We start from the raw sequence: 19,943 nt of genomic DNA, 5'->3' as shown, positions 1-19,943 counted from the left end.
ATACGGCATGCTAATCAGTGCTGAAACACTCTCCGGCACTCTTTTTCACACGGTCCACGTCATAAATACATTTTCCCGCCACGAACGTCAGTTGCGGTTGAAGTTCGCTGCCGAGAAGCACCACATCGGCATCGAAGCCGATGGCTATTCGTCCCTTGATGTCATGTAACCCAAGCACTCGAGCCACACTGGTTGAAATCAGGCCCAATGCCGCCTCGATAGGCAGTACACCGTCACGAACGAGGCGTTGCCAGTCCGCAATCAATGTCGTGTTGCGGGCCACTTTCATGCCCAGGTAAGCGCCTTGGGTATCGAATTCAGGCAAGCTGCCGTTGCAATCGGAGCTCATGGTAATGCGCTCGGGGGGAACACCGCGCTCGAGTAGCCGCGACACCGCGTCAAAGGCTGAAAGACCGTCGCCGGGTTCTTCAAAGGCGGTGACGTCGACACAGGCACTGAAGGCTAACGCGTACGCAGCGGCTTCCTCAAGCAAAGCGGGATGGCGATTGACATGGGTGGGGATGATTTGATCGGCGGGAATTTCGGTTTCGGTTAGCAACCTGCGCAGCGGTTCCAGGCCCCGCTTACCGTCCCCAAGGTGGAAATGGCAGATACCCCGCTTGCTCGCCAGCATGGCGCCCACACGAGTATCACTGACGATACGTTCGATTTCATCCTGGCGCGGCTGGCTCGAGCGATGGTCCGAGATGGCAATTTCGCCTAGGCCTATCACCTCAGGTATCCAGGCCAGATCACGCTGGAGGTCGCCAGTCAGCGTGGGCGGCGGGACGCGATACGCGCCGGTGTACATGTAGGCCGATATGCCGTCGGCCCTGAGTCCACGCACCTTGGCCAGCAGGTCAGCAGGAGAGCGGCTGATGCTGTCGGTGCCGAGCACCCCCACCACCGTGCCAATCCCCATCGAGGCGATTTCGTGGGCGGTGATTTCCGGACAGCGGGTGCCACAGCCGCCTTCGCCACCGCCGCCGGTGACGTGGACGTGCTGATCGATAAAGGCGGGCACGGCGATAAGATGACGTGCCTCCACCAACTGGATGGGCCAGCCCACCGGGATTTCGATATCACGGCCCAGCGCGGCAATCCGGCCGTCGGCAATCAGGATATCGGTCGCTTCTAGAGGGTCCGGTGCGAAGATACTGCCCACCCGCAGCAGGGTCAGCAGTTGGTCCTGGGCGTTGGCGGGCATCATGTCGGCTCACCGTCGGGTGTCGTGGCGGCAGCTGGCTGGAAGCGACGCCCCCGGATACGCTCAATGGCGCCCTCGACATCGTCGATCAGCAATACCAGCAGATCGCCCTCGCCGGCCTCATTAAAGGCCCGGTCGACAGCTTCCTGCTCTTCCATGATGACCTCGACACGGCAGTCCCCCGGGATTGATTCGGCTCCTTCGCGCAGCAGGCGAGCAGCATCACCGGGGGTTCTGCCGCGGGCATCGGTTTCATAGATAAAGACGACGTCGTGCATCCTGGCCAGCAGAGTGCCCAGCGTGAACAGGTCTTCGTCGCGGCGGTTGCCCGGGGCGCTGGCCACGCTGATGCGTCGGCGGGCCGGAATGCAGCCGACCAGTTCGCTCAGCGCCTCTAGCGCCGGGACGTTATGGCCATAGTCGATCAGCACCTTCATGCCGTCGGCGTCGATCAGGTTGGTACGCCCGGGGTTCTGACCCGGCGTGGGATGGAAGGTCTGCAGGCCCCTCTGGATATCGGCGATCGACAGGCCCAGCGCATAGGCGGCGGCACTGGCTGCCAGGGCATTGGCAACATTGAAGCGCGCATGGCCTTCAAAGGTGATCGGCACGTCCACTACCGGAATCACCTCGGCTTCAACGTGACCCTGGCGCATCACGATACGCTCGTTGTGAACGGTAAAAGCGATGCCCTGTTCGCGGACATGCTGACGGACGGGGCGGGAATGGGGGTCCAGCGTGAAGAAGATGATATCGCCTCGGGCCCACTCCTGACCTTCCAGCACCCGTAGATCGTCGGCATTAAGCACCGCCGTCCCCCCATGACGGACGGCGTCGATGACCACCGTTTTGCAGCGCGCCAGTTCATCGAGGGTATGAATGTCGTGCTCACCCAGGTGGTCACTGGCGATATTGAGCAGCACGCCCACATCACACTCGTCGAAACCCAGACCACGGCGCATGATGCCGCCGCGGGCGACTTCCAGCACAGCGCACTCGACCGTGGGCTCACGCAGGACGATCGCCGCTGCCTGGGGGCCACTGTAGTCACCGCGCATGATCACATGGTTATCGATCTCGATGGTCCCGGTACAGGCCATGCCGACGCTGCGTCCCGCCTGGCGCAGCAGGTGCGAGAGCAACCGCACCGTGGTGGTCTTGCCATTGGTGCCGGTGACCGCCGCAATAGGGATGCGTCCAGTGGCCTCACTGTCAGGGAACAGCATATCGATGACCGGACGACCCACGTCGCGGCCCTCCCCGTGGGTGGGTGAAAGGTGCATACGAAAGCCGGGGCCGGCATTGACCTCGACCACGGCGGCAGATTGCTCTTCCAACGGCAGTGTCAGGGTCTCGGCCAGCAGGTCGATACCGATGATATCCAGCCCCACCAGCCGAGCGATGCGCTCTGCCACGTAACGCACCTCCGGGTGGACATCGTCGGTGACGTCCGTGGCCGTGCCCCCGGTGCTGAGGTTCGCGGTGGGCTTGAGATAAACGATATCACCGGCCGGGATGACGCTCTGCAGGGTCAGGTTCTGCTGGCCGATCAGTCTTAGCGACTGGTCATCCAGCTGAATCTGGGTGAGCAGGTTCTCGTGGCCGATACCGCGACGTGGATCGCGATTTTCCTTATCGACCAACCCTTGGAGGGTGGTGACCCCATCACCCACCACATGCGCCGGGCGACGCCTCGCAGCAGCCACAAGCTTGCCATCGATGACCAACAGACGATGATCCTCGCCTCGGATGTACTGCTCGACGATTACCGATGGGTGACGCAGGGAGGCAATATCGAAGGCATCACTCAGTGCCTGGTCATCCTCGATGTTGGTACTCACCCCGCGGCCATGGTTGCCGACAACCGGCTTCACCGCGACGGGATAACCGATGCCACGGGCAATATCGAGCGCCTCGTTGAAGGCGCCACACACCTGCCCCTTGGGCACCGGAATCCCGGCATCACCGAGTAGCTGCTTGGTCCACTCCTTGTCGTCGGCAATGCCATAGCCAACAAGCCCCGTACGGCCGGTCACCGTGGCCTGAATACGCTGCTGCCGATGACCATGACCAAACTGGATATAGCTGTTTTCCTCGCTCAGCCGGACATGGGGGATGCCACGCTGGGTGGCGGCATTGACGATAGCCGCCGTGGAGGGACCAAGCATGTGGGCATCGCGCACCTGTCTGAGGCGCTCCAGGATGTCGGGCAAATCGATTTCTGCGTCGCGAAACAATCGCTCGACGAGATCGACGGACTCGACACCCGCGGCCAGACCGCAGGCCTCGTCCCGGTAACGGTAGACCACGTTGTAGATGCCGGTTTCGTAGGAATCAACCGTCTTGCCGTAGCCCACCGAAAAACCAATCAGGTTCTGCAGCTCGATGGCGACATGCTCGACAACATGACCCGCCCAGGTGCCGCGCTCCAATCGCGCCAGAAAGCCGCCGGGGCGGCCTATCGAGCAGCGATGCTCCTGCAGGGTTGGTAACAGCGTTGTCAGACGCTCGACGATGCCGGGAACCAGGTCGCTCGGCCGCTCTTCGAGCTCACCGATGTCCAGGCGCATGAAGATGGCCGGATAACGACTGTAATAGTTCGGTCCGCGCAGAGCTCGATGCTCGATAATATTCATCGACTCTCCGCGAGGGCAGCACTGAGTTCATGGGGAACGAGATAACGTCGGGCTTCAACGTCAAATCCATGGCCGCTGACCAGTGCATGCAGGATCATGTGTTCAACAGCCACCGGCTTGCCCATATCAAGATCGGCGATGTTCGAGCTCGCCAGGTCGAGGCTATCGATGAGGATGACATGCCCCGGCCCGATGGCTTCGAGAATACCGTGGGGATGCATGATGACCCCGGCATCTTCGCCCAGCCCCACCCCCAGGTGCTCAGGATTGCTGGCGCCGACTTCCATCAGGCGGGTAAATCGGCCGCGCTCGAGGAAGTGGCTGTCGATGATCAAACCGTCGACGAAGCCGAGGCCAGAGGTCATATTGACGGCCCCCTTGCGCAGAGCATCGGCGGCAGCACCATTGTAGATCATGGTGCTCGGCATGGCCGCCGCGCCAGCGCTCGTGCCAGCCACTACCGCGCCGTCCTGCAGGCGCTTGCGTACGGCTCTCAGAACCGGCGAGCCCCCCAGAACATTGGTCAAGCGCAGCTGGTCACCACCGGTAAAAAAGATGATGCCGCTCTTCTCTATCCTGCGCACCGTGTCAGCATCGGCGGCTTCCCGACGGTCACGGATTCCCAGCAAATGAACCTGGCTCGCGCCCAGGCGTGAGAAGGCTGCCTCGTATTCGGGCAGGACCTGTTTGGGTATGCCGCTGGCCGTGGCAATAACCGCGACCTCCCGGTTACCTTCAGGGGTCAGGGCGAAGACGTTCTTGAGGATTTCGAGATCGGAGGTTCTATCTTCGGCACCGCCGATGGCAACGAGGTGGCCGGCTGCCGAAAAAAGGGGATGGGCCATATTCCTTTCGTCGCCCAGCGACGCTTTGGAGGAACGCTGAATCATTACCGATAGCGGCAATGTCGTATCGCGTAAGTTTTAACCTGATCTTAACTTATACCAGCTGGAAACTGCGCTAGCCAGATTAATCATGCCCCTTGGTGGGGTGAAATCTCCTTGGGTAATACTGAATGGCTGCGCCATCACGTATTGGCCAAGCGCCGCCACCATAAATCGCTATACTGCAAAAGGCGCCTACTCCTTACCTGGCCCTAAGGTCAGACCGATACCCCCGACCCCGCCTGCTGCCCATTGCCGTTGGGTGGAGAGGACGGTGGTCAGCATAGTGATAGCGAAGTTTGCGCCTGGAGGCGATCATGAGCGTTCGGAATATCTTTGTTGTCGGAATGGATGACTATAATCGTCAACGCCTTGAGCATATACGCGGAGCTGAGCAATACCGCTTCCATGGCGTGATCGAACCGGAGGAAGTCAACGATACGGAAATCTTTCCTATCGAAGACATGCTGGCCCGAGCCGAAACTCAGTTGAAAGCATTTGGCGAGCCTATCGATGCCATCGTGGGCTACATGGATTTTCCCGTGTCGACCATGCTGCCACTGCTCTGCAAGCGCATCGGCACGCCCTCCACCAGCCTTGAAAGTTTGCTCAAATGCGAGCACAAGTACTGGAGTCGGCTCGTCCAGCGTGAGGTAATGGCCGACTACATTCCCCGATTTACGGCCTTTGACCCTTTCGACGCTAATGCCCTTCAGCGTATCGGCGAAGCCGGGCTTTACATGCCCTTCTTCGTCAAACCGATCAAGTCTTCGGGTTCACGACTGGGCTTTCGCATCGAGAGTCCGGAAGACTTCGCTTATGCCGTGGAGCGGCTATGTGAAGGCATAGGGACAATTTCAGAACCGTTTAATTACGTGCTGGAACACGCCAACCTGCCAGACGACGTTCGCTCGGTCGACGGCGGCCACTGCATGGCGGAAGAGATCATCGGCGGCTGGCAGTGCACGGTCGAGGGCTACGTTTTCCAGGGCGATGTTGTCCCGTACGGCATTGTCGATTCGATTCGCTATCCGCAGGTACTGAGCTTTTTCTACTATCGCTATCCATCCCGCCTTCCCGATGCCATTCAAGCCAAGATGCAGGACCTGACGCGTCAGATCATGGCTCATATCGGCTATGACAATGCGGCCTTCAACATCGAATACTTCTGGGATGAAGTGCAAGACCGCATCTGGCTGCTGGAGATCAATACCCGTGTGGCGCAATCGCACTGCGACCTGTTCGAGAAGGTCGACGGGGTCAGCCACCAGCAAATAACGGTGGACCTGGCGCTGGGGCAGTTGCCCGACATGCCGCACCGCCAAGGGGCTTTTAACGTCGCCGCAAAGTTCTTTTATCGCGTATTCTTCACCGACGCCATCGTCACCCAGGTCCCCAGTGCTGAACAGATCGAGGCGCTGCAGAAAGCTTTCCCCGGCACCGTGATCACGCTCCAGGTGGAGACCGGAACGCGCTTATCCTCCCTGCCCGAGCAGGACAGCTACAGTTACGCCCTGGCTTACGTATGGATGGGGGCCGACGACGATCTCGCGCTGGAAGACAACTACGCACGGCTTGCCGAGCAGCTCCATTTTACCTTTGACGACATCACCAGCTGACGGAATTGCGTCGCGCTACACAAACGATAAGGAACACGCCCATGCAGATCGTCAGCGATTTCCCCCGCGAGGTACAGGAGGAAGAAGACTGGATCACGTTGGCCGACGGCTGTCGGCTGGCCATCCGTATCTGGCGCCCGGTGGATGCCGAAAGCGACCCGGTACCGGCCATTCTGGAATACCTGCCTTATCGCAAGCGAGATCTGACGGCGATGCGCGATGCCCAGACACACGCCTATTGGGCTGGCCACGGTTACGCCGGGGTGCGCGTCGACATGCGCGGCAGCGGCGAATCGGACGGCGTGCTGACCGACGAATACCTGCAACAGGAACTCGACGATGGCGTCGAAATTCTACAGTGGCTGGGTAAGCAACCCTGGTGTACCGGCGACGTTGGTATGATCGGCATCTCCTGGGGCGGGTTCAATGGCCTGCAGATCGCGGCGCTCCAGCCACCCGAGCTGAAGGCCGTCATTACGCTATGCTCCACCGACGACCGCTACGCCGATGATGTCCACCACATGGGCGGCTGCCTGCTGGGCGACAACCTGTCGTGGGCCTCGACCATGTTCGACGGCAATACCTGCCCTCCCGACCCGCAATTGGTCGGTGAGCGCTGGCGCGAGATGTGGATGGAGCGCCTTGAGCACAGCGGGCTCTGGCTGGCGACATGGCTCCAGCATCAGCGCCGTGACGACTATTGGAAGCATGGCTCGGTATGCGAAGATTTTTCGCGCATTCGCTGCCCGGTTTATGCCGTTAGCGGCTGGGCCGATGGCTACTGCAACGCCGTCTTCCGCCTGCTCGAGGGGCTCGACGTGCCGCGCAAAGGCCTGGTGGGGCCCTGGTCGCACAAGTACCCTCATCTGGGCGTTCCCGGCCCGGCCATCGGTTTTTTACAGGAAACGCTGCGCTGGTGGGACCATTGGTTGAAAGGCAAAGAAACGGGCATCATGGACGAGCCCATGCTGCGCGTCTGGATGCAGGATTCGGTGCCGCCGTCGGCCCGCTACGAGGAACGTCCAGGGCGCTGGGTCGCCGAGCCGAGCTGGCCCTCGCCGCGAATCGACCCCAAACATTTCCGTCTCACCAGTGGCCATGACCTGCTGCCCGTTGCACAGGATCCCACCGTATTTGCCGCGGACAACGCTGTTCCTCTCAGCGTACGTTCGCCGCTGTCCGTAGGCCTGTATGCAGGCAAGTGGTGTTCCTATAACGCGCCGCCGGACCTGCCTCACGACCAACGCGACGAGGACGGCGGTGCGCTGATATTCCAGACCCCTCGACTCGATCACGACATCGAGATTTGCGGACAACCCGTGGTCGAGCTCGACATCGAAGCCGATCAGCCGGTGGCCATGGTCGCGGTTAGGCTCATCGATATTGCCGACGACGACAAGGCCACCCGAATTTCCTACGGCCTGCTCAACCTGACCCACCGTGACAGCGACGAATTTCCACAGCCCCTGGAGCCCGGCAAGCGTTATCGCGTACGCGTCAAGCTTAAGCATATCGCCCAAAAATTTCCCGTCGGCCACGCCATACGGCTATCGCTCTCGACCAGTTACTGGCCGTTGGCGTGGCCGTCGCCGGCTCCTGTCAAGCTGACCATGCACCCTGCCGGCTGCCAATTGATCCTGCCGAGCCGTGAGCCCCAACCTCAGGAAGAAGCGGCACTGCCCCCGTTCGGGGAACCGGAAGGCGCCCCGCCACTGGCCGTGAGCCTGTTACAGCCCAGCCAGGAATCATGGCGGGTAATACGCGACCTGGCCCAGGATCAGACCATGCTGGAGGTCATCAATGACGAGGGCACCTTCCGTCTCAATGATATCGATCTCGAACTCTCGTCGCGGGTGGTTGAGCGCTACACCTATTCATACGGCAACTACGACAGCCTGAGCGGCTGGACCGAATGGGAGCGTCGTTTTCGCCGCGGTGACTGGGAAGTCCGAAGTTTGACCCGCACCTTGATGACGTCCAACGCCACGCATTTTCGCCTACGGGCGACCATGGATGCCTTCGAGGGCGATAGCCGGGTCTTTTCCAAGAGTTGGGACGAGGAGATCCCGCGGGATCTGGTGTGAGACGCCTTGGCGGTCGGATGGCGTTGCAAGGGCAACGGGTACATAAGCGCTAACCCCTGCTTGCAGCGCTCTACGATGCTCCCCATGATAGACGCAACGAACAAGCGTCTGAGGGAGACAAGGCAATGAAGATCATCGTGCATATTGACGAGGCCGCAGCGTGGCAAAACGCGCTGGCCGATGCGTTTCCTGATGCCCAGGTCGTTACCAGCGATGCGCCGGCAGACCAGCGTCAAAACGCCGATTATCTGGCCGTCTGGAAAGCGCCTGCGCATCTGATCGAAGAGCAGACCCACCTTAAAGGCATTATCAACCTTGGCGCGGGCGTCGACTACCTGCTCAAAACCCCGGGCCTGCCGACGGATGTGCCCATCGTCAAGCTGCGCGATGCAGGCATGGGCGAGCTGATGGCCGACTACGTGCTTTATGGTGTGCTGCATTTTTACCGCAGCATGGACCGCTATGCCGCTCAGCAGCAGGACGCCTCCTGGCAGCCGCAAGACGTCGTAGCGAAGTCTCAATGGCCAGTGGGCGTACTCGGTCTGGGGGCGATTGGCCGCTATGTAGCCGGTGCGCTACACCAGGCGGGCTTTCCGGTACTCGGCTGGAGCCGTTCACCCAAGCAGATCACAGGTGTGCACTGCTACCATGGCGATGAAGGGCTTGCCGCGCTCCTGGGTCAAGTGCAAACGGTGGTCACCATACTGCCCGATACCGCAGCCACCCGGCATATTCTTGATGCCCAGCAGCTTGCCAAGCTGCCCAAAGGGGCCAGCGTGATCAACCCCGGCCGGGGCAGCTTGATTGACGAGCAGGCACTGCTGGAAGCGCTGGGCCACAACAGCCAACCTGGCCATATCCGCGGTGCCCTGCTGGATGTCTTCGAGGCAGAGCCACTATCCGACGATCATCCACTGTGGCAACATCCCAGGGTCATCATCACGCCCCACATGGCGGCTCCCACCCCTCTCAATGACGCCATCGACCAGGTGATTGCCTACATAAAAGCGTTGGAAGCGGGTGAATCCGTGACGACCATCGATCCAGAGGCAGGTTACTGAACGCTGAAACACTCGGCTTGCTATCCTGTCCATATGACTAGCCGGTAACCCGTTGGAAACGAAGGAGAAACGTACAATGCCGTCTTCCCTCCATGATTATCAACGCCACGACGCACTACTGGTCGTCGATATGCAAAACGACTTCTGCGAAGGTGGTGCGCTGGCGATTAACGGCGGCAGCGCTCTGGTGCCGGGCATCAACGCCGAGATTGCCGCTGCCCAAGACGCTGGCGCCACTATCGTGGCTTCCCGCGACTGGCACCCAGTGGACCACGTAAGCTTTAACCACCGGGGTGGCCCCTGGCCGATTCACTGCGTTCAGGACACGCCGGGAGCGGCTTTCCACCCCGACCTCACGCTGCCCGACGAGGTCATTCGCGTCAGCAAGGCAACTGCGTTCAACGCCGATGCCTACTCGGCATTCGATGGCACGGGGCTTGGCGAGTACTTGCGCGAAAACGGTATCCAGCGCGTCGTGGTCTGCGGCCTGGCGCTGGATGTCTGTGTTCATGCCACGGTGCTTGCCGCCTGCCGTGAGGGCTTTACGACCCTGCTGCTGGAAACGCTATCCGCCGCAGCCGACCCTGGCGCCGTCGAGCGCTGCCGCCATGAAATGCAGGATGCCGGGGCCGAGGTACGCGCATGAATGAACCGTTAACGCTGAGCGTTGCAGACGAGGAGTTGGCGCTATTAACCGACCTCTACCAACTGACCATGATCCAGGCGTACTGGAAAGAGGCGATGCATGACACGCCCGCTACTTTCAGCCTGTTTTTTCGCCAGCTGCCGCCCTCACGCCGCTTTATCCTCGCCTGCGGCCAGCAACACGCCGCGGCCACGCTCAGCCAATTGCATTTTAACGCTGCGGCCATTGAAAAACTCGCTTCAACCGGACGCTTCGACGATGACTTTCTAAGCTGGCTCGCGAACTGGCGCTTTTCAGGCGATATCTGGACCGTGCCTGAAGGAACGCCCCTTTTTCCCCATCAGCCATTGCTTGAGGTGGATGCGCCGATCGCCGAAGCGCAGCTGCTCGAAAGTCTTGTCATGAACCTGGTGCAATTGGAATCCGTGCTCGCTTCCAAAGCCGCCCGCATTGTGTGGGCAGCAGGCAACCGCCCGGTCGTCGATTTTGGCATGCGCCGTATGCACGGTATCGATGCTGCCGTCCGTGGGGTCAGGGCCTATAAGGCCGCCGGACTGAGTGGCACCAGCAATGTGCTTGGTGGGCTGCGTCATGACCTGGCGCTGAATGGCACCATGGCGCATAGCTACATTCTTGCCCATGACGATGAGCCGTCGGCATTTCGAGCCTTCGCTCGTCACTACCCCAACACCACCTTGCTGGTCGACACCTACGATACCCTGCAAGGCGTCAGGCATGTGATTGACATGCTCCGCGACATACCCGATTTATCGGTGAGCGCCATTCGCCTCGACTCCGGTGACTTTGGCCAGCTTGCCAGCGAAGCCCGTGCATTGCTGGACGATGCCGGTTTCAGCCGGATCAAAATCATTGCCAGCAGCGGCCTGGATGAACATGGCATCGCCGAGCTTGTCGCCCAGAACGCCCCCATCGATGCCTTTGGCGTCGGCACCCAGATGGGCGTTTCGGCGGACGCCCCGGTCATCGACCTCTCTTACAAACTGGTTGAATACGACGCACAGCCAAGGGCTAAACACTCCCCCGGCAAGATAAACCTGCCGTCACGCAAGCAGGTTTACCGTCGGCAGGATACTGCCGGACGCTATACCGGCGACACCATTGCCCAACGCGATGAAACCGACATCGCCGGAGAACCCCTACTGAGGCCGGTGGTCAAAAACGGGGTTGTCGACCCCGACGTCATGTCGCCAGCCCAACAGGCAACCTCTCGCGTAGCGGATACGTTACCTCGTTTCCCTGCCTCGGTGACGGCATTGGAGCAAGGTGAAAGCGATTATCCGGTGGAACTGAGTGACGCCCTGAAACATCTATCGTCCACGGTGTGATAGCGCTAGGCTACCCCGTTGGCTGGACTACCGCTTGTCAGGGAGACTCTCTATGCGATGCGCTCTATATCAACATATTCAATACCCACGCTGCCTTCTCGCGGTCACGCTGTGTCTTACCGGCCTGATGACGGCCGGAGCCCAGGCGTCGCCAAGTAAGGCATTCTCAACACCGCAGCCTTTTGAGGCACAATACCGTCTCAAGGTTGACGGCTGGCCAAGTGCGACCATCACCCACCACTTGAGCCAGGAAGAAAGCCACTGGCGCAGCGATATGCGCTTCTCGATTGCCGTTATCAGTGGCGAAGAGCGCAGCCGCTTCAGCGTCGCTGACGACGCCACGCGCGCATTGCTTTATAACAGCCGCTATTCGCTGTTTGGCATCGGTAACGACTACCAACTCAAGGAAGAACAGCTCACGACGCTTGATCGGCAAACGGCCCTGTTCGACCTTTCCCGCCGCGCGGGTAAGGAAAACTGCATTGAAGCGGCCCCCTGCGATTTACGCTTTCTTGATCACGAGGGGGAAGAGGAACACTACCGGTACTATATGGATAACCAATCCCCGATTAGCGTTCCTGCCGGTGAGTTCGACGCGCTGAATGTTGTCATGCTCAATGCGGAAAAAAGCGATAGTGAACTTCATCTAAGCTTTCATCCGGACTGGCCGGGGCTGGTGCTTTCAGCGGAATACTTCAAAGACGGCGAGCGTGAAACGCAGATTGCCCTGACTGAATTCAGCCCAAGCGGAGGCGTCACGCCGTAAATGCTTTCCGGATTACTGATTGTTTTACTACCGCTTCTACTGGGTTACCTGGTACGTGTTCACTCGTCGCGTTGGCAGCACCGTATCAACCATGCCGTTAACAGCGCCGTTTACATCATTCTGCTGCTGATGGGCATTAGCCTGGCAGGGCTTGAAAACCTGTCCAACCAGCTTGCCAAGCTGGGCGGTAACGCCCTGCTGCTGTTCAGCATCACCACGCTGTTTAATCTGGCCGCGCTGTGGTGGCTGTCGCGCAGGGTGGCGCTGAAGACCGGCCAGTCGCCGGTGGTCAAGGATGCGCCGACCAGCAAGCTGGCGGCGATGCAGGGCTCGTTATTGTTGGTTGCCGTAGTGGCGGCTGGGGTGATAACCGGCCTGTTGGCTGGGCCGCCATTAGGTGAAGGGCTATTTTCCACGGCTGATTTGTTGGCCGAATGGGTTCTCTATGGCCTTCTTGCGCTGATCGGCTGCCAACTGCGTAACTCAGGCATGCCGCTAAAGCAGATACTGCTCAACCGATTGGGACTGGCCATTGCCGTCACCCTGGCGCTGAGTTCCCTACTGGCAGGCGTACTGGCCGCCCCGCTACTGGCGCTAAGTTGGAACGAAGGCCTCGCCATGGCCGCAGGCTTTGGCTGGTACTCGCTGTCGGCGATCCTGATTGGTGACCAATTGGGGCCACTGATGGGTGGCGTGGCGTTTTTCAACGACCTCACACGTGAGCTGCTGGCGTTCATACTGATCCCGTTGGTGATCCACCGCCACACCGCCCTGGCCATCGGCTACGGCGGCGCCACCTCAATGGACTTCACCCTGCCCGTCATTCAACAACACGGCGGCGTGGCCTGCGTTCCCATCGCCGTGGTCAGCGGGTTCATTCTCTCGCTGCTGTCACCACCGCTGATTCTGTTCTTTCTGTCGCTGTCGGGTTAACGATGGAGGGTATTCGACGGTCAGGATCAACGGCTCTCACCTCGAATAGCACTCTTCAAGGCTTGTCGAAGCGCTCCACCTGCAAACCCGCGACCTAGCAGCACGGTTAGCTTCGCGATGGCAGCCTCCAGGGTAATGTCGCCCCCGGCAATCACACCCGCCTGATTAAGCGCGGCACCGGCGGCATAGGCGCCCTGGACCACCTCGCCCTGGGCACACTGGGTCACATTGAGCAGCACGACGCCGCGCTCGTTGGCCGCTTTCAGGGCGTTAAGCAGCTCGCCGTCAAAGCTAAGCGGGTTACCAACCCCGTAGCTGTAAAGCACCAGTCCTTTTAGCGCTTTATCTGCCAGTAGCGTCTTGGCACGGCGCAGCGACATTCCAGGGTGCAGCGTCAGTACCGCCACCGCCTCGTCGTCCACCTGGATAGGGGCAAAATTGGGTAGACCGCTCAGCAATGCCGAGGGCTGGGGGAAGTTAACGCCAATACCCAGCTCAGCAAGCCAGGGAAAGCTGGGTGAGTCGAAGGCATCCAAGCCTTGGGTGCGCACCTTGCGCGCCCGGTTACCGCGTAATAGCCGGTCGTGAAACGCCAGACTGACTTCGCAAGGTGTCGCGGGGTGAGCCGCAAGCTGTAGCGCGCTGACCACATTATTCAGCGCATCGCTTCTTGGCTCACCCAAGGGAATTTGAGAGCCGGTGAAGATCACCGGCTTGTTAAGCGCACCGAGCATAAACGAAAGCGCGGCGGCGCTGTACGCCATGGTATCGGTACCGTGAAGTACCACAAAGGCGTCGTAGTGCTGCCAGTGGTTTTCCAGTAGCGCTACCAGACGATTCCAGACCGCTGGCATTAACTCGGCGCTATCCATCAACGGCTGCATTTCCAGCACATCAAACGCGGGCAGCCGGTAAGGGTCACCCAGCGCCAAGTGTGCCGCCAGGCGTTCGGCCAGCCCCGCGCAGGGTATATAACCTTGTGGCGATGGCTGCATACCAATGGTCCCACCAGTATAGAGCATCAGTACGCGGGGCATGGGTTCTCCTATTTTGTCTTAGCAATACGTTCCAGTTAACTGCTTACTTCGCAGGCACCCCTTCCAGGCGCTGCTTTAACGCTTCGGCCTCTTCCGGGTCCAGTTCCCAGGCCTGGGGATCCAGATCGAGATCCGGGTGCTGGTTAGCGTCAAAAATCGGTTGTTTAATGCCCTGACGGCGCTGTCCATCGAAGTCTTTCAAAATGCGCAGGCCACGCTTGAACAGCATGATCAACGCCAACAGGTTAACCACGGCCAGAAGCCCCATGGTGACGTCAGCAAAGCCGAATACGGTGCCCAAATCGGTGGTCGCGCCCCAGCACACCAGCAGCACGATGGCCACGCGGAAGGCATTGAACAGGTTCTGGTTGTCACGGCTGAAAAAGTTGAGGCTGTTCTCGCCCAGATAGTAGTTGTACAAAATAGTGCTGAAGGCAAACAGCAGCAGCGCCAGGCTGACAAAAGTGCGTCCCCATTCGCCCACATGGTCGGCCAATGCGGCTTGGGTTAACGCGATCCCCTCAACACCAGCGCCCACAGCGGGGTCGTAAGCGCCGCTAAGAAGAATCAAGAACGCCGTGGCGGAACAGATGATCACGGTATCGATGAAGACCGAAAATGCCTGCACGATACCCTGGTTAGCCGGATGCGGTACGTAGGCAACGGCCGCCACGTTGGGCGCACTACCCAGACCCGCTTCGTTGGAAAACAGACCGCGTTTCAGGCCCATCATGATCGCCGCGCCAATACCGCCACCCATCAGAGGTTCAAGGCCGAAAGCACTTTTCACAATCAGCGCGATAATGTCCGGAATGTCACCGATGTTCATGGCAATGACCAACAGCGCAATGGCGATATAGCTCACCGCCATAAAGGGCACCAACACTTCGGAAATACGCGCAATCCGCTTGATACCGCCGAAGATAATCAGCCCGACGAGCATCGCCAGAGCAATACCGCTATACAGCACCGGCACGCCGAAAGCGTCACCGAAAGAGGTCGCCACTGAATAAGATTGCAGTGCGGTAAACGCAAAACCGAAGGTCAACAGCAGCAGTGCCGAGTAGAACGCTGCCAGCCAGCGCCACTGCTTACCCAGCCCTTTAACAATGTAGTAAGCGGGACCGCCGCGATAGGTGCCGTCACCTTCGGCCTCTTTATAGGTCTGTGCCAGGGTGCATTCCAAAAAGCTGGTGGCCATGCCCATAAAGCCCACCAACCACATCCAGAAAATCGCCCCTGGTCCACCCAGCGTAATCGCGACTGCTACGCCGGCAATGTTGCCGCCACCAACGCGCCCAGCCACTGAGAGCACCAGCGCCTGAAACGAGCTTAAATGGCCGTGTTTATTGCGTTTAAAGGCCTGGCCGGAACCTAGGATACGAAACATCTCACCAAAATAGCGAAACTGCACAAAGCGGGACGCAACGGTAAAACCGATACCAACCCCCACCAGCAGCACCAACAGAACCTTCCCCCACAGAAGGTCATTGAGCATATCGAGCATGTGATTCTCTCCGCGTTGTTGTATTAGCGTTATGTTGGAATGCGTGTCTTTCTAAAATCGCACGTTTGGAATAGCGCGCCGCGGAGAACGTTTTACCAAGCGTGAGGCAGAATTAAATTTGGCGCAGCGTTGCAGTTGTATGCACTTACTGCATCAATGGGTGCACCAGAGTGCATCATAAAAAAAGTGCGCGCCTTATGAGGCTGCGCACTTTTAGTTCAGCGAGATATACAGGCGGCGTGGCGTTGTTTCTTTACACTTCCGCCCTCGCCGCCCGTGCCGCGTGAAGCTTCTTATAGCTTTCGATCAAGCGCTGGTGGCGCTCAAGGCCTTCCAACTGCATGTTGGTCGGCGTTAGGCCATGGAAGCGCACGGCGCCTTCCACCGAGCCCACCACCGCTTCCATGGTGGCTTCGCCGAACATGCGCTGGAAGTTGGGCAGGTAATCATCCAGTTCCAGCTCGTCATCCAGGGCGATTTCCAGCACCGCGTTCACTGCCTGGTAGAACAGACCACGTTCGACGGTGTTGTCGTTGTACTGGAGGAACATCTGCACGCAGTCCAGCGCCTCTTCATGACGCTGAAGCGCCAGATAGACCAGCAGTTTCAGCTCCAGAATGGTCAACTGCCCCCAAACGGTGTTCTCGTCAAACTCGACGCCGATCAGCGTGATGATATCGGCGTGATCGTCCATCTGGCTGTCTTCCAGTCGTTCGACCAGATCGGTGAGTTGATCGTCATCCAGGCGGTGCAGGTTGAGAATATCCTCGCGGTAATCCAGCGCCTTGTTGGTGTTGTCCCAGATCAGATCCTCGATGGGATAAACCTCGGAGTAGCCCGGCACCAAAATGCGGCAAACCGGCGCGCCCAGATCCTCGTGCACCGCCATATATACTTCGGCACCCAGCTCTTCAAAGATACCAAACAGCGTCTCGGCTTCTTCCTGGTTGGTGCCGGAGAAGTCCCACTCGCTGAACTCAAAGTCGGGCTTGGCGCTAAAGAAACGCCAGGAAACCACACCTACCGAGTCGATAAAGTGCTCAACGAAGTTGTTCGGCTCGGCCACGGTTTGCGAGTTGAAGGTCGGTAGCGGTAGATCGTTCAAGCCCTCGAAGCTGCGGCCCTGGAGCAACTCAGTCAGGCTGCGCTCCAGCGCCACTTCAAAGCTTGGGTGGGCGCCAAAGGAGGCAAAAACGCCGCCGGTACGCGGGTTCATCAGCGTGACGCACATCACCGGGAACTGCCCGCCCATGGAGGCATCTTTGACCAGCACCGGAAAGCCTTGGGCTTCCAAAGCGTTAATGCCTTCGACAATGCTGGGGTACTTCGCCAGCACCTCCTGCGGTACATCCGGCAGGGTCAACTCCTGTTCGAGGATTTCACGCTTGACCGCCCGCTCGAAGATTTCCGACAGGCACTGCACCTGGGCTTCCACCAGGGTATTGCCCGCGCTCATACCGTTACTGAGGAACAGGTTTTCAATCAGGTTGGACGGAAAGTAAACAGTCTCGCCATCGGACTGACGCACACAAGGCAGCGAGACAATCCCCCGGTCTTCGCGACCCGAGTTGGTATCGATCAGATTAGAGCCGCACAGCTCGCCTTCCGGGTTGTAGATCGCCAGACAGTGCTCGTCGAGAATCTCCGCAGGCAGTTCGTCGTTAGGGCCCGGCTGGAACCACTTCTCATTGGGGTAGTGAACAAAGTCACTGCCCGCCATCTCTTCGCCGAAGAACTGGTCGTTGTAGAAGAAATTGCAGCTCAAACGCTCGATAAATTCGCCCAACGCCGAACATAGCGCACTCTCTTTGGTGGCGCCTTTGCCGTTGGTAAAGCACATGGGAGCAGCCGCATCGCGGATGTGCAGTGACCAGACGTGGGGCACAATATTGCGCCAGGAAGCGATCTCGATCTTCATGCCCAGGTCAGCGAAAAGTGCGCTCATATTAGCGATGGTCTGCTCCAGCGGCAGATCCTTGCCTTCAATATAGGTACTGCTGCCTTCCGGCGCGCCCATCAGCAGCGCCTGGGCGTCCTCGTCGATGTTCTCGACCACCTCGATTTGAAACTCAGGGCCGGTCTGGACGACTTTCTTCACCGTACAGCGATCGATGGAGCGCAGCATGCCCTCGCGATCCTTGTCGGAGATATCCTCCGGCAATTCGACCTGAATCTTGAAAATCTGCTTATAGCGATTTTCCGGGTCGACGATGTTATTTTGCGACAGGCGAATGTTCTCGGTGGGAATGTTCCGCGCGTTGCAGTACACCTTGACGAAGTAAGCCGCGCACATGGCCGACGAGGCCAGGAAGTAGTCAAACGGGCCAGGCGCCGAGCCGTCGCCCTTGTAGCGAATCGGCTGGTCGGAGATAACGTTAAAGTCGTCGAACTTGGCCTCCAGGCGGAGGTTGTCGAGGTAGTTGACTTTGATTTCCATGAACGGGCACCCGGAGTGGTAAATGTCTAAAGGCCGTAAGCTGATTGGTGGCCATTATCCAGTTTTTTACCCGCTTCGTCTTGGGCAGTCTCCCGAATAATCTATTCAACGCCGATAGCGGGAAAGCGTTGCACTCTGCCACCCAAGGCATCACATTAGGCAGCCCAAAAGCCCATGAAAGAACAGAGTCACCCCATGCATGACGATTTTGTGGCCAATCTACGCCTACTCTGCAGCTACTACCCGTCCATTGCTGAAGTTTGTCGGCGTTTGGCGATCAACCGAGCTCAGTTTAACCGCTACCTGAGTGGGCGTTATCGTCCCAGCCACGCGGCGCTTCAGCGTATTTGCCACTTTTTTGGTGTCACCACGGGCGATATTGCCCTTCCCCACCAGGATTTTCGTGCCCTGGTACAAACCGGTCAGCTCAATAGGGAAAACCCAACCACTTTGCCATGGCCTAACGCGCTGATTCAGCGCGGCCGCGAAGGCATGGAGCGCTATATCGGCCGCTACTTTGAGCTTTATCGTTCGATGTCGCGACCAGGGCTGTTAATGCGTACCCTGGTTTGCCTGGAAGCACGGGAGGGCGGCGTGGTCTATCAGCGCACCGAACGGATGCAGACTCTGCCGGGTGCCCGCTCGTGCCACAATCGCTATGTGGGTACTGCGGTCAAGCTTGCTGATCGGCTCTTTTTGGTCGACCACGAAACGCTCAACGGTCATGAAATCACCCAGACGATTCTGTTTCCGAGTTTTCAGAGCCAGGTGACGCGCTTGACTGGCTTGAAAATGGGCGTGGCGGATAATAGCGAGCGCATGCCCTGCTGTGTGCGGGTGGTGTATAAGCGCCTGGATGAACAGGTCAGCCTGCACGAAGCGCTGGCACAGTGCGGCTTGATAACCCTGGAAGACCCGTCCCTTGATGACGCTCTGATCGCTGCAACCCAAAACGATGTAGCAGCGGATGAGCATCACTTCAGAGCCAGGCATTAATCGTCAGAGACCAGCACCTGTTGAAACAGAATTTTCTCAAACTGCTCCATCGGCTCGACAGACTTGAGCGTTTTGGCCCGCAGAATCGCGCCTTCCCAGCCCGAGAGAATAAAGCTGGCCAGATGATCGGCAGGCAGGGCCGCACTGAGTTCGCCGGCCTTTTGAGCGTCCTGCAGGCAAGCGACAAAATATTGTTCCCAGCGCTGGAAAACGCGATCCAGAGCATCGCGAAAGGTATCGCTTTGCCCGGAAAGCTCCTGCCCAAGGTTACCAATCAGACAGCCGGTCGTATGGTTGCAATCGCACATATACTCACGACCCGCCGCAAAATAGCGCCTTAGCCGTTCAAGCGCAGGCATCGTGGTGTCTTCCAGAAGCTCGGCAAGCTGGGCGTCATAGGCCGTTGCAAACTTATCGATCACCGCCAGACCGAACGCCTCTTTGCTCGAGAAATAGTGGTAGAAGGATCCCTTCGGCACGCCGCAGGTTTTTAAAACAGCATTGATGCCCGTGGCATTATAGCCGTGCTGACCAATCAGTTCGGCACCGGTCTCAATGAGCTTGTCGCGCGTAGCGGTATTTTTCATATCATTAAAGTAGACCAGTCAGTCTATTGTTAGCAAATAAAGTGTCAGCCAAGTAGTCTTGAGCCACGTTACGGCGATAAAGGCGCTTCGCAAGGCGAGTTGCACGCAATTTACACATTGCTTACCTAATCGCTGCGTGACATAGGGTGATGCTAGCATGATACGCCCCAATAGCTCTAAGTTTCGATTTCGGCCAA

15 protein-coding genes are annotated in these 19,943 nt (G+C 58.8%); 8 read left to right on the top strand and 7 right to left on the bottom strand.

Annotated features, from left to right (window positions below; translation table 11 throughout):
• Positions 1 to 10: 10 nt before the first annotated feature.
• From iadA to R3F64_RS07705, 3 genes are read right to left on the bottom strand one after another with little or no spacing between them, the layout of a single operon-like run.
• Positions 11 to 1,210: a beta-aspartyl-peptidase gene (gene iadA, locus R3F64_RS07715; RefSeq protein ID WP_332610725.1), complete on the bottom strand. Its 1,200-nt coding sequence runs from the start codon at positions 1,208 to 1,210 to the stop codon at positions 11 to 13.
• Positions 1,207 to 3,843: a cyanophycin synthetase gene (cphA, locus tag R3F64_RS07710; RefSeq protein ID WP_199283927.1), complete on the bottom strand. Its 2,637-nt coding sequence runs from the start codon at positions 3,841 to 3,843 to the stop codon at positions 1,207 to 1,209. Before cphA ends, iadA begins: the two co-directional genes overlap by 4 nt.
• Entirely contained in the window at positions 3,840 to 4,688 is an 849-nt protein-coding gene (locus R3F64_RS07705) for a cyanophycinase (protein WP_233337273.1), read from the bottom strand. The genes cphA and R3F64_RS07705 overlap by 4 nt, the downstream gene beginning before the upstream one ends.
• A gap of 356 nt (positions 4,689 to 5,044) precedes the next feature.
• Between R3F64_RS07705 and R3F64_RS07700 the strand changes: the two genes are divergently transcribed.
• From R3F64_RS07700 to R3F64_RS07670, 7 genes are all read left to right on the top strand, one after another.
• Entirely contained in the window at positions 5,045 to 6,346 is a 1,302-nt protein-coding gene (locus tag R3F64_RS07700) for an ATP-grasp domain-containing protein (RefSeq protein WP_085917160.1), read from the top strand.
• Positions 6,347 to 6,387: 41 nt separating this feature from the next.
• Positions 6,388 to 8,430 (top strand): CocE/NonD family hydrolase, encoded by a 2,043-nt coding sequence (locus R3F64_RS07695; RefSeq protein WP_332610723.1) that lies wholly within the window; start codon positions 6,388 to 6,390, stop codon positions 8,428 to 8,430.
• Between the two features lie 125 nt (positions 8,431 to 8,555).
• Complete coding sequence (locus R3F64_RS07690; RefSeq protein ID WP_332610722.1) at positions 8,556 to 9,491, top strand: 2-hydroxyacid dehydrogenase; 936 nt, start codon at positions 8,556 to 8,558, stop codon at positions 9,489 to 9,491.
• A gap of 76 nt (positions 9,492 to 9,567) precedes the next feature.
• Positions 9,568 to 10,137, top strand: coding sequence for a nicotinamidase (locus tag R3F64_RS07685; RefSeq protein WP_085917157.1), 570 nt, complete (start codon positions 9,568 to 9,570; stop codon positions 10,135 to 10,137).
• Positions 10,134 to 11,483, top strand: a complete 1,350-nt coding sequence (locus R3F64_RS07680; RefSeq protein WP_085917156.1) for a nicotinate phosphoribosyltransferase — start codon at positions 10,134 to 10,136, stop codon at positions 11,481 to 11,483. Before R3F64_RS07685 ends, R3F64_RS07680 begins: the two co-directional genes overlap by 4 nt.
• A gap of 52 nt (positions 11,484 to 11,535) precedes the next feature.
• Entirely contained in the window at positions 11,536 to 12,249 is a 714-nt protein-coding gene (locus R3F64_RS07675) for a hypothetical protein (protein ID WP_332610720.1), read from the top strand.
• Positions 12,250 to 13,182, top strand: a complete 933-nt coding sequence (locus tag R3F64_RS07670; RefSeq protein WP_085917155.1) for a lysine exporter LysO family protein — start codon at positions 12,250 to 12,252, stop codon at positions 13,180 to 13,182.
• Positions 13,183 to 13,208: 26 nt separating this feature from the next.
• Here the strand turns inward: R3F64_RS07670 and R3F64_RS07665 are convergent, their stop codons facing one another.
• The 3 genes from R3F64_RS07665 to R3F64_RS07655 all read right to left on the bottom strand — a co-directional run bounded on the left by R3F64_RS07665 (position 13,209) and on the right by R3F64_RS07655 (position 18,163).
• Positions 13,209 to 14,219, bottom strand: a complete 1,011-nt coding sequence (locus tag R3F64_RS07665) for an asparaginase domain-containing protein (RefSeq protein ID WP_332610718.1) — start codon at positions 14,217 to 14,219, stop codon at positions 13,209 to 13,211.
• A gap of 43 nt (positions 14,220 to 14,262) precedes the next feature.
• On the bottom strand, positions 14,263 to 15,726 hold the full coding sequence (locus R3F64_RS07660; protein WP_332610716.1) for an alanine/glycine:cation symporter family protein: 1,464 nt from the start codon (positions 15,724 to 15,726) through the stop codon (positions 14,263 to 14,265).
• 253 nt (positions 15,727 to 15,979) lie between these two features.
• A complete protein-coding gene (locus tag R3F64_RS07655; RefSeq protein WP_199283933.1) occupies positions 15,980 to 18,163 on the bottom strand; it encodes an OsmC domain/YcaO domain-containing protein in 2,184 nt (727 codons plus the stop codon).
• A gap of 195 nt (positions 18,164 to 18,358) precedes the next feature.
• Between R3F64_RS07655 and R3F64_RS07650 the strand changes: the two genes are divergently transcribed.
• On the top strand, positions 18,359 to 19,159 hold the full coding sequence (locus R3F64_RS07650) for a helix-turn-helix domain-containing protein (RefSeq protein ID WP_199283934.1): 801 nt from the start codon (positions 18,359 to 18,361) through the stop codon (positions 19,157 to 19,159).
• On the opposite strand, the gene R3F64_RS07645 is transcribed toward R3F64_RS07650, so the two are convergent.
• Positions 19,156 to 19,746, bottom strand: coding sequence for a TetR/AcrR family transcriptional regulator (locus R3F64_RS07645; RefSeq protein ID WP_085917151.1), 591 nt, complete (start codon positions 19,744 to 19,746; stop codon positions 19,156 to 19,158). The genes R3F64_RS07650 and R3F64_RS07645 overlap by 4 nt on opposite strands.
• Between the last annotated feature and the right edge of the window lie 197 nt (positions 19,747 to 19,943).

This window comes from Halomonas sp. 5021, from assembly GCF_036663435.1.
Classification (GTDB): Bacteria; Pseudomonadota; Gammaproteobacteria; order Pseudomonadales; family Halomonadaceae; genus Vreelandella; species Vreelandella janggokensis.
This window is presented reverse-complemented; position numbering and strand designations above follow the sequence as displayed.

Bases quoted from the DNA above. Each gene is read 5' to 3' on its own strand.
- R3F64_RS07685 (WP_085917157.1), top strand. From the start codon at position 9,568: ATGCCGTCTTCCCTCCATGATTATCAACGCCACGACGCACTACTGGTC.
- R3F64_RS07650 (WP_199283934.1), top strand. From the start codon at position 18,359: ATGCATGACGATTTTGTGGCCAATCTACGCCTACTCTGCAGCTACTAC.
- R3F64_RS07690 (WP_332610722.1), top strand. From the start codon at position 8,556: ATGAAGATCATCGTGCATATTGACGAGGCCGCAGCGTGGCAAAACGCG.
- iadA (WP_332610725.1), bottom strand. From the start codon at position 1,210: ATGATGCCCGCCAACGCCCAGGACCAACTGCTGACCCTGCTGCGGGTG.
- R3F64_RS07670 (WP_085917155.1), top strand. From the start codon at position 12,250: ATGCTTTCCGGATTACTGATTGTTTTACTACCGCTTCTACTGGGTTAC.
- R3F64_RS07695 (WP_332610723.1), top strand. From the start codon at position 6,388: ATGCAGATCGTCAGCGATTTCCCCCGCGAGGTACAGGAGGAAGAAGAC.
- R3F64_RS07645 (WP_085917151.1), bottom strand. From the start codon at position 19,746: ATGAAAAATACCGCTACGCGCGACAAGCTCATTGAGACCGGTGCCGAA.
- R3F64_RS07655 (WP_199283933.1), bottom strand. From the start codon at position 18,163: ATGGAAATCAAAGTCAACTACCTCGACAACCTCCGCCTGGAGGCCAAG.
- R3F64_RS07680 (WP_085917156.1), top strand. From the start codon at position 10,134: ATGAATGAACCGTTAACGCTGAGCGTTGCAGACGAGGAGTTGGCGCTA.
- R3F64_RS07665 (WP_332610718.1), bottom strand. From the start codon at position 14,219: ATGCCCCGCGTACTGATGCTCTATACTGGTGGGACCATTGGTATGCAG.
- R3F64_RS07700 (WP_085917160.1), top strand. From the start codon at position 5,045: ATGAGCGTTCGGAATATCTTTGTTGTCGGAATGGATGACTATAATCGT.
- cphA (WP_199283927.1), bottom strand. From the start codon at position 3,843: ATGAATATTATCGAGCATCGAGCTCTGCGCGGACCGAACTATTACAGT.
- R3F64_RS07675 (WP_332610720.1), top strand. From the start codon at position 11,536: ATGCGATGCGCTCTATATCAACATATTCAATACCCACGCTGCCTTCTC.
- R3F64_RS07660 (WP_332610716.1), bottom strand. From the start codon at position 15,726: ATGCTCGATATGCTCAATGACCTTCTGTGGGGGAAGGTTCTGTTGGTG.
- R3F64_RS07705 (WP_233337273.1), bottom strand. From the start codon at position 4,688: ATGGCCCATCCCCTTTTTTCGGCAGCCGGCCACCTCGTTGCCATCGGC.